This is a genomic window from Lamprocystis purpurea DSM 4197 (assembly GCF_000379525.1).
In the GTDB taxonomy this organism is placed as follows: Bacteria; Pseudomonadota; Gammaproteobacteria; order Chromatiales; family Chromatiaceae; genus Thiodictyon; species Thiodictyon purpureum.
The window spans coordinates 1-8,216 of record NZ_KB902382.1; the positions used below are offsets into that span (position 1 = coordinate 1).

Sequence of the window (8,216 nt, forward strand, 5' to 3'; positions counted from 1 at the left end):
CTTTTTGTTGCTCCACAATCTAACATAAGGTGATTGCCGCGAGAAATCCAACCTGTAGGAGCCCGCTTGCGGGCGACGGGTGGGGGCACAATGACGCGATTCCGGCAGGTCACGTCGCCCGCAAGCGGGCTCCTACGAGCTTGATTCTTGATAGCGTCTTATTCGGAAGTCGCCTAAAGTCCGACAGGCTGCTAGACGACGCCCCCCGCCTGTGACTCAGACCACCAGGAGTCCAAGGCTTCAGCCTTGGTCAGGGTTCGCCAGGGCTGAAACCTTGGACTCCCGGGGCGGGTCGGCAGCGACCCCATCGCCACCTGGGGATGTTTGAAAATGCTGACTTCGGACACGACCAAAACCTGTCCGACAACTGCAGAACCAGCCAGTCGGGCCTTCAGTTTTTCCAGGTGGCGCGCGGGCGATGTGGCTTTGATCGTAATCCCGGCCAGCGGCATGCGTAGTCAGAGCTTTTAACCCTGAGGGTGTCAGGCCAGGATGGCCTGACGACGCACCCGGCGAGCCCAAGTGGCCGGAATCTTGATCGAGGCCCGCTATTGCACCCTACGGGAGATCGTCATCGGACCGGGCGGGCCAGCGTCGTCCACCGAGCGTGAGTCCTGTACGACGCCCCCTGCATGCGACCCAGACCATCCGGAGTCCAAGGCTTCAGCCTTGGTCAGGGTTCGCCAGAGCTGAAACCTTGGACTCCCGGGGCGGGTCGGCAGTGACTCCCCGCCCGGTCACGCCAACGATGGAGCAAGCGGCTGCCGCTCAGTTCGCGGGCGTGCCGGTCTCCACCGGCGGGTCGCCGAGCAGACCTTCAAGCGTCTCGGCCTGGAGAAAACCATTTAGCCAGGCATCCAGTTGGTCAATGGTTGCCCCGGTAAGGCGCGCGCCCGCCCATGAGGGGAGGGGACCAAAGCGGGCGGTTAGCACGCTTTGCAGCGCTTCGGTCTTGCCTTCCCGCTGACCTTCCAGTTTGCCTTCCCGCTGACCTTCCAGCTTACCTTCCAGCTGACCTTCCAGCTTACCTTCCCGCTGACCTTCCAGCTTGCCTTCCCGCTTGCCTTCCAGCAACCCCTCCCGCTTCCACTTCTGTGTCCACTCGTCAACCCGTTCGGCCAGCATGGTCTCGACCTCCGTTAAATCGTGNAGTTCCGGCAGATTCTCGCCCGGCATCAGCCGCCGCAGCAATACCCGCGCGAACCAGACCGTTAGCGCACGCCGCAGGCTGGCGTGGCGCGGATCGCTCAGCGGAAAGGGATGGAGAAAGGAATCGGAAAGGGCCAGGCGCGGCTACTGAAGTTGCTGATTCAACAACGCTTTGGGCCGTTACCCGAGGCGGTCGATGCGCGGTTGCGGACCGCGGCGCCGGAGCAGTTGGATGCCTGGGCACTGCAGGTCTTGGATGCGGCTTGCCTGGAGGAGGTGTTTGGGCTGAGCGAGAACCACTGAGAGGGGCCTCGAAATTGACCGCTGTTCACAAAAAACGTGCATTATTCTCCAATCAAGCTCATCGCACGATCGATCTTTGATTCAGCTAAGAACATCCCATGCTGTTTCAGCAAAGCGATCACAGGTCGGGCCGCTGGGATCAATCCGCGTTTTTTCGCGATCATGACCAGCCCCAGCGTCCCCAGTAAGGGGATGCCAAGCGTTTCAGCACAACGCCGCCCCGCGCCATCGTCGATGATTGCTGGTATGCCGGGATGTGTTTGGGCATAAGCCAGCACGGCGGACTCACCCGGCCCCAGATCCCAAGATTGAATCAGGGGTGGAATCAGGGGCACTTCAACGGTCGCCACCCATGGCGTGTTTGCTACCGTCCGTGCGGTTATGTCATTTGGTCCGCGTCGATTGATTTCCAGTACGACCATTTCAGGCGCAACAATGTCGGGGGCCGCTTGTTGGAGGAGGTGGATCAGTCCTGCCTTAGACAAAAAAATGAGCGGCGACGCATTGACCACCGCTTGTTTACGCATACGCTAATTCTTCTTGCAAACTCTCGAAGTCGATTTCAAAAACGTCGACTTGCTCACCGGCGAGCGCCAAGAGAAAGTCGACACGATCCAATCCTGCGAGCAGCGCGCCCTTTTCCATAGATATCTCGCCGCGTGCGTACCAATGGATGGCGGCCGCTAACCGTAGTTGCTTGGCAAACTCTCGAGGAGGTTGTTTGCGTGCTGAGAACACGTCATCGGGTAAATCAATGGCGATCTGGGTCAAGCTATTCCCCCGGGGTCTGGCCCCTTAACTCAGTGCTCAGGTTCCCCGGCAACATGACGGCATAACAGGCCAAGCGTCTCTGCGGTGATGCTCATTCGCGCTGGGATGCAGCCGCCCGGCAGCTTTTTTCCCCATCCTGGCCAGGTTGCGTTCCGCCACGAACGGCAGAAAATCGTGGCGCGTCGCAGGCCACTTTAGCAGCGTAGTTCCCCTGTCGCAACGAGGCGGCACGACGAGACATTTGCGCTGCGGCGTTTTTCGCGGACGCGCTGGGACCGGGGGTCGGCGCCAGGCGGGCTGACGCAGAGGGATTTCCTGGCCGGACGCGACAGTAGTTGAGGCTATCCGGTCGCGGGGATGGGCTGAACCAGCGAACGCATCTGCTCGGGGCGACCGGCTTTGTTGACTTGTCCCAGCGCCATGGCCATCATGACCGCCAGCGCCACGCCGACGCGTGTCTGCATCTTGGCCAGGCCGCGAATGAAATGCCGCTCGAAGCTGAAGCTGTTGTCGATGCGGTTATTGATCCGCGTCAAGGCGCTGCGGCGGTTGTAACCGCGCTCCCAACTGGGGCTGCCATAGGGCGTTGGCACGAAGATGCGCCGATCATGGTCGGCGAGGCTGATGCGCACGATGCGCCCGTCGTCGCCGGGCGTGACGCCACCGGCGTGATGGCACTGTTCACGACCCTGGTACTCAAGCTGTTCGGGCAATGTGTGCGCCGCTGGTGTTGAACCGTGTTCCCACAGTGGCCGCGTGAGACGCTCCGTAAGGGTGATCACGGAGGCGCTTGCCTGTCCAAAGCCAACCGGAACATGCTGGCTGTCACGGGTGACGCGCTGCCACGCCGAGCAAAGATTGCAGCCGACGCGCGGCACCCGTGGGAGCGGCCTCTGGCCGCGATGGGGCCGCGCGGGATCGCAACCATCGGCGTTCACCACGGCTCCCCATCCGCCGCCGGGAGACCCTCATCGGACGGGCGACAGCCGCGCCGGTTTTGGCGGGCGCGCTGGGCTGAACTGGACGCTTCAGCCAACCCGTTTGCCGTGGTGACCCAGGCGCACCTCAAAGCGCAAGAGACCGCCGGGTCTGACGCGGCGCGCTATCGGGCGAAACTGACGCTGCTACGCAGCCTCTACCGTCGTGGTTATCAGCGTGCAGACATCTTGGAGCGACTTCGGTTTATCGACTGGGTCCTCACGTTACCGGAAGGACTCGAACACCAGCTATGGACGGAAGTTCAACAATTCGACGAGGAAAAGCGGATGCGCTATGTCAGCAGTTGGATGCTTGGCGGCTCCCGCGGTGGCCGGATGAGGATCGTCGATCTCGTCGGGCGCAATCGGGCGCCTTGCGCGAAGGATCGGACTGGCGCCGAATCCCACGGCGCCCGGCGCGCCGCTCGGTGTCAGGGACCCGGCACAGCGGTCGCGCGCGCGGCATCCACCAAGGGTTGCGCGCTGCCGCCCGAATTTGGAATTGCTGAAGTGTCCGCGCTCCGTCAGCACCTGCGCCAGTTCGGCCCGCACCCGGAGCGAAAGCCAAGGCCCGGCCAGCGCGGTGGAATAGATCTGTTCCGCATCCCCCCAGACCCAGGATCGGGCCAAACCCAAACTGAACAGGGCCAGCAGCGCCAGCACCGCGATCACCGGGCAGAAGCGGGCGAGGGTGCCGGTGGCCGAACCGATCAGGTCCGCCACCGCCAGGATCAACCTCAGGCTCGGCAGGTCGTTGTGATGCTCGAAGGCCAGTTCCAGCGGGATCAGTGTCGATTCCAGTAGATGGCCGGCAAAGAAGCTGCCAAGGGCCTCCGCCGCAACAACTCCAGCCTGAGTCAGCGCGCTGACAGGTCAACTTCGCCTAAGGCGATTTCCGACAATTTGAATACCGGTCAATGTAGGTGCGACTTCAGTCGCACCTGCGTCCGAAGTGGACAAGCGACAGTGCAGTCCACAAAATCCCGCGCCGCCGCTGGTGGACTACGAGGCCGCATTCGACCAGCCGAGACGTCGGCCGACTGGAGTCCAAGGCTTCAGCCTTGGATCGGCAGGCCAAGGCTGAAGCCTTGGACTCCAAATGCGCATCGCTGGCCGAAACGATGATCAAGGCCCCCGACACCTGTCCGACAACTGCAGAACCAGCCAGTCGGGCCTTCAGTTCCTCCAGGTAGCGCGCGGGCGATGTCACGGGCCGTACTCGAGAACCTGGAGGCGCCGGGCGAGGCTATGTGCCATGCCGTTCAATGCGCTCCATTGAAAGAAGTCGGCATCGTCCCCGAGTGTACCGCTATTGAAGCGTTCCTGAAAATCGGCGGACTTCATCTGATATTTTCGTTCCAGTTCAGCGATGTCCGCTGTAATAAGCGAAGCCTCGCGCCTTAGCTCTTGGAGTTCTTGTGCAACAACATCCCGCAAGGCCTGATCAACGACCTCACTCTGATAGCCCTGGGAATACAGCGTCTCCAGACGCCGTAGCGATTCGAGGGTGGTAGCTGGCGTCGACATGGATACCTCAGGATGATCTCGGATTGTGCCCATACTGCTTGAGTACCGGTGTTATCCCCAAGGCCGGAATGCAGGCCGCCGTCAAAGGTCGGTGGCTCTTGGCCAGCCAGTCCTGTACCGACAATGGCAGGAGCAAGGCAGTCTCACGGTCGACTGGGTGGAAGCGGCGCAGATGCGATTTCAGTCGCACCGACTCGGACGCAAGTGCGACTGAAGTCGCACCTACACTCACCGGTATCCAAATTGTCGGAAATCGCCTTAACTCGCGGGCGTGCCTGTGTCCACCGGCGGGNCGCCGAGCAGACCTTCAAGCGTCTCGGCCTGGAGAAAAGCATTCAGCCAGGCATCCAGTTGGTCAATGGTTGCCCCGGCAAGGCGCGCGCCCGCCCATGAGGGGAGGAGACCAAAGCGGGCGGTTAGCACGCTTTGCAGCGCTTCGGTCTTGCCTTCCCGCTNACCTTCCAGNTTNCCTTCCNGCTTGCCTTCGCGCTTGCCTTCCAGCAACCCCTCCCGCTTCCACTTCTGTGTCCACTCGTCAACCCGTTCGGCCAGCATGGTCTCGACCTCCGTTAAATCGTGCAGTTCCGGCAGATTCTCGCCCGGCATCAGCCGCCGCAGCAACACCCGCGCAAACCAGACTGTGAGGGCACGCCGCAGGCTGGCGTGGCGCGGGTCGCGCAAGCGGGCGGTCAGCCGCTGCAGGATCGGGCGCACCGCCGCGGGGCCGTCGGCCGCCAGCACTTCCAGCCGCACCAACTCGGCCGCGACACGTCGATGAGCGCCAACCAGTCCTCCTGCACGAAGTCGCGCAGCAGCCCCTCGACCATCTCGGGGTGGGAGAACAGATGTTTGTAGGAGCCGTCCTGCGGCGCCCGCGCGCAGGAACGGGCGCGGGACCGGGCACGGCGACGTTGACGGGAGGGTCGGGGCATGACGACGGGTGCACAGGCCGGTAACAGCAGCGGATGTGCGCCAGTCTCTCACGGCCCGCCAGTTCGGACAATGTGTGCGCCGACGGTGCAGCAGTTCCAAATTCGAGCGGCCGCCGCCAATACCGTGCCGGCCGCGAGGCTGATGGTGGATGCGCTACGCTTATCCACCCTACAAAACCGGCTCCGCTGTAGGGTGGATAAGGCGCGCCGCTCGGTGTCAGGGACCCGGCCCAGCGGTCGCGCGCGCCGCATCCACCAGGGGTCGCGCGATGCCGCTCAAATCTGGAATTGCTGGGTGCGGCTACGGGCCGGTCGGCCGATCGTCTGTGATCTTAGCAGCGTCCCCTGTCCGCACTGCGTCCCGCGCCTCACTCAGCCGGCTCTCAACCTCGATAAACCGCGGCTCCAGGTCCAATCGCCCCGGCGCCCCGATCGCCCGCGCACGGTCATACAGCGCACGAGCCATGTCGACCTCGCCGGCATCCAGCCGCCAAGTCGCTGACAGGAGTAACGGCAGCGGATTCACCGGAAACGCGGAGAAGGCGGCGTCCAGCGTGCCGATCGCACCCGCGCTGTCGCCCTGGGCATGACGCAGATGCCCGACCTACATCAGGAGTTCCTGTCGGCTGGACGGCAGTATGGCCGGCACCGCCGCCGCGTCTTGCGTCAGCGCCGGCAGTGCGGGCTCCGGCACGCGACAATCCTGGTCCAGGGCCAGATCGGTAGGCTTCAGCACGTCGGTCGTACCGGAACAGTGGCGACTGCTATACTCTCTGAATCCCGTGGTCGGAGTCATCGACCACTTCCGCTGGGCGATCCTCGGCGGCGAGTCCACGCTCTAGATACCCGGTTTTTTGCTCAGTTGGTGTGTGATCGTCTTCTTCCTGTGGATCGGTATCCGTCGGTTCCGCGGTATGGAAAAGCGCTTTGCCGACCTGATTTGATTAGAGGGTGAAACGGCATGGTGAATTGCAGGCTCGGCATCAACCGACAGGATTAGCAACAATGCGCCAGGATCCCGTCATCACAACCCTCGCCGACGAGCTCAATCGCCTCCTCGGCACCCACCTGCGTGGGCTGTGGTTGTACGGATCCAGGGCGCGTGGCGATGCGCGCGCGACCTCCGACTATGACGTCTTGATCATCGTCGATGAAAAGACGCAAGCCATGCGTGACCGCATCTTGGACCTTCAAGTGGAGATTCTTGACCGCCACGAAGCCTTGGTGGCCACTTTGCTGCGGACCGAGAACGAGTGGCTCGGCAGTCAAGGCTCTCCACTGGCGCGAAACATCGCTCGCGAAGCCGTGCGACTGTGATACCCGCGATTGCGCAACTGCTCCGTGCCGCAGAGGACAAAGTCGAAGCCTCGGAATTACTGCTCCGGGAGGGGCTTAATGGCGACGCCGCTTCGCGCGCGTACTACGCCGCCTTTCATGCGATCAGCGCGCTCCACCTCTCGCGCGGCCAGACCTTCTCCAGCCACGCGCAGTTGATTGGACGATTTAATAAAGACTTTGTTCGATCAGGGGTTTTCCCCCCGGAGTACACGCGGATTCTAACCCGGCTGTTTGAAGATCGACAACTCGGTGATTATGATGCCACCGCCGAAATCGACCGCGACCAAGCCAGCCAAGATGTAACCGATGCGCGCCGGATCGTCGCAGCAATTCAGGCCCACCTGCGCTAACCGGGATAGACCCCGCAAGGCCTGATCAACGACCTCACTCTGATAGCCCTGGGAATACAGCGTCTCCAGACGCCGTAGCGATTCGAGGGTGGTGGCTGGCGTCGACATGGATACCTCAGGATGATCGCGGATGGTGCCCATACTGCTTGAATACCGGTGTTATCCCCAAGGCCGGAATGCAGGCCGCCGTCAAAGGTCGGTGGCCCTTGGCCAGCCAGTCCTGTACCGACAATGGCAGGAGCAAGGCAGTCTCACGGTCGATTGGGTGGAAGCGGCGCATTGGTCGTAGCACTCCCCGCCATCGGAGCTTATCACGACAGTATACCGGACCTTCAGCTCCGACGGGGCGCCGAAGTCCGACAGGCGGTACCCCGTTCCAACTTCAGTTGCACCGTCATTCCGGCAGGATGCCGGAATCCAGTGCCATGGATGGTAGCTTGCGGCGAGCATGGACTTGCAAGATTAAGACGTAACACCCTACCAGCTTTTCGCAGTGAGCCTTCCATGCGGCGCACTATGGGCGCCGTCGACCTCCGCGTTGCTCCTCTCGATCTCCGACAGGCGCGCTATTGGGCTTTGATGGTAATCCCGGCCGGCGGCGTGCGTAGTCAGGGCTTCCAGCCCTGAGGGTGTCAGGCCAGGATGGCCTGACGACGCACCCGGCGAGCCCAAGTGGCCGGAATCTTGATCGAGGCCCGCGATTGCGCCCTACGGGAGATCGTCAGCGGACCGGGCGGGCCAGCGCAGTCCCCTGACCCTGCGCCCGCAGCCTGTCGGACTTAGCCCCTAGGATAAGGGCATGAGTCAACATAAAGGCTTTTTGTTGCTCCACAATCTAACGTAAGGTGATTTCCGCGAGAAATCCAACC

At 62.4% G+C, this 8,216-nt stretch carries 11 protein-coding genes; 3 read left to right on the forward strand and 8 right to left on the reverse strand.

Translation table 11 applies throughout. The features are described from left to right. Positions 1 to 768: 768 nt before the first annotated feature. Positions 769 to 1,125: an RpnC/YadD family protein gene (locus tag A39O_RS31940; protein ID WP_245561767.1), complete on the reverse strand. Its 357-nt coding sequence runs from the start codon at positions 1,123 to 1,125 to the stop codon at positions 769 to 771. 135 nt (positions 1,126 to 1,260) lie between these two features. On the opposite strand from A39O_RS31940, the gene A39O_RS31945 reads away from it, so the two are divergent. Continuing rightward, complete coding sequence (locus A39O_RS31945; RefSeq protein ID WP_020503474.1) at positions 1,261 to 1,452, forward strand: DUF4351 domain-containing protein; 192 nt, start codon at positions 1,261 to 1,263, stop codon at positions 1,450 to 1,452. Between the two features lie 41 nt (positions 1,453 to 1,493). On the opposite strand, the gene A39O_RS0104305 is transcribed toward A39O_RS31945, so the two are convergent. From A39O_RS0104305 to A39O_RS40290, 7 genes are all read right to left on the reverse strand, one after another. After that, positions 1,494 to 1,979, reverse strand: coding sequence for a DUF3368 domain-containing protein (locus A39O_RS0104305; RefSeq protein WP_020503475.1), 486 nt, complete (start codon positions 1,977 to 1,979; stop codon positions 1,494 to 1,496). After that, positions 1,972 to 2,223 carry a UPF0175 family protein gene (locus A39O_RS0104310; RefSeq protein WP_020503476.1) on the reverse strand — a complete coding sequence of 84 codons (252 nt, stop codon included), beginning with the start codon at positions 2,221 to 2,223 and terminating at the stop codon, positions 1,972 to 1,974. The genes A39O_RS0104305 and A39O_RS0104310 overlap by 8 nt, the downstream gene beginning before the upstream one ends. Before the next feature lie 341 nt (positions 2,224 to 2,564). Next, complete coding sequence (locus tag A39O_RS0104315) at positions 2,565 to 2,936, reverse strand: hypothetical protein (RefSeq protein ID WP_026199160.1); 372 nt, start codon at positions 2,934 to 2,936, stop codon at positions 2,565 to 2,567. A 513-nt stretch (positions 2,937 to 3,449) separates the two neighbouring features. Further along, positions 3,450 to 3,935 (reverse strand): hypothetical protein, encoded by a 486-nt coding sequence (locus A39O_RS40285; RefSeq protein ID WP_020503479.1) that lies wholly within the window; start codon positions 3,933 to 3,935, stop codon positions 3,450 to 3,452. A 471-nt stretch (positions 3,936 to 4,406) separates the two neighbouring features. Further along, entirely contained in the window at positions 4,407 to 4,727 is a 321-nt protein-coding gene (locus A39O_RS0104325) for a hypothetical protein (protein ID WP_020503480.1), read from the reverse strand. Between the two features lie 689 nt (positions 4,728 to 5,416). Then, positions 5,417 to 5,659, reverse strand: coding sequence for a hypothetical protein (locus tag A39O_RS41580; RefSeq protein WP_169338399.1), 243 nt, complete (start codon positions 5,657 to 5,659; stop codon positions 5,417 to 5,419). Positions 5,660 to 6,263: 604 nt separating this feature from the next. Continuing rightward, the gene (locus tag A39O_RS40290) at positions 6,264 to 6,455 is read right to left on the reverse strand and encodes a hypothetical protein (protein WP_157639616.1); all 192 of its coding nucleotides are present in this window, start codon (positions 6,453 to 6,455) and stop codon (positions 6,264 to 6,266) included. A gap of 209 nt (positions 6,456 to 6,664) precedes the next feature. On the opposite strand from A39O_RS40290, the gene A39O_RS0104345 reads away from it, so the two are divergent. Together A39O_RS0104345 and A39O_RS37775 are read left to right on the forward strand one after the other, a co-directional pair. Continuing rightward, positions 6,665 to 6,976 (forward strand): nucleotidyltransferase family protein, encoded by a 312-nt coding sequence (locus tag A39O_RS0104345; protein WP_020503484.1) that lies wholly within the window; start codon positions 6,665 to 6,667, stop codon positions 6,974 to 6,976. Continuing rightward, on the forward strand, positions 6,973 to 7,347 hold the full coding sequence (locus tag A39O_RS37775; RefSeq protein ID WP_083924514.1) for a HEPN domain-containing protein: 375 nt from the start codon (positions 6,973 to 6,975) through the stop codon (positions 7,345 to 7,347). The genes A39O_RS0104345 and A39O_RS37775 overlap by 4 nt, the downstream gene beginning before the upstream one ends. Positions 7,348 to 8,216 lie beyond the last annotated feature (869 nt).